1 pseudogene is annotated in these 810 nt (G+C 74.4%); it reads left to right on the forward strand.

What is annotated here, in order from left to right:
* A pseudogene (locus tag BZL64_RS33705) lies at nt 1-687 on the forward strand (AAA family ATPase); the annotation flags it as partial.
* Nucleotides 688-810 lie beyond the last annotated feature (123 nt).

Here is an 810-nt window from a genome sequence, read left to right on the forward strand (position 1 = left end):
GCCCGCCGGGCGGCATGGCGGGCGGGAGACACGAGGCCCGGGGGCGAGGTGCCGGGGACGGGTGGCCCGCAGGGCCTCCCGCCCGCGAGCGCCGACGTCGAGGAACACCTGCGCCTCGGCCCCCTCGGCACAGCCCTGCTGCCCTACGGCCGTCCCCGCGTCCTGCTGGTCGACGAGATCGACAAGAGCGACCTCGACCTCCCCAACGACCTACTGAACGTGCTGGAGGAAGGCCAGTACGAGATTCCCGAACTGATGCGTGCCGCGCGCGAGTTCACCGAAGCGGGAACCGCCGGGGTACTCGCCGACGGCACGGACGAGCCGGTCGCGGTCAGCCGGGGCCGGGTACGCTGCCGCGCCTTCCCGTTCGTGGTGCTGACCAGCAACGGCGAGCGCGAGTTCCCGCCCGCCTTCCTGCGCCGCTGTGTCCGCCTGCGGCTGCGCCGCCCGGACCGCGAGCAGCTCACCGAGATCGTCCGCGCCCACCTCGACACCCCCGCGGGTGACGCGGAACACCTCATCAACCGCTTCCTGAACCGCGCCGCCGACGGCGAACTCGCCACCGACCAGCTCCTGAACGCCCTCTACCTCACCGGCGTCGCCGGCCTGGACGCGGACTCCCGCGACGCGCTGGCGGACGAGCTGATGCCGTATCTGAGCGCGACGGCGGACGGCGATGGCTTCTGAGGACCCACCGGCGACCGAGGGGAAGCCGGTTTCCGAACGGGCCGCGCGGGAGCGCGACGGTACGGCCGTGGGGCGGCTCGCCGCGCTCCTGACAGCCGCCGCGGGGACCGCCCCGACCCCGCG

Origin of the sequence: Streptomyces bobili, from assembly GCF_002154575.1 — a bacterium.
Taxonomy (GTDB): Bacteria; Actinomycetota; Actinomycetes; order Streptomycetales; family Streptomycetaceae; genus Streptomyces; species Streptomyces bobili.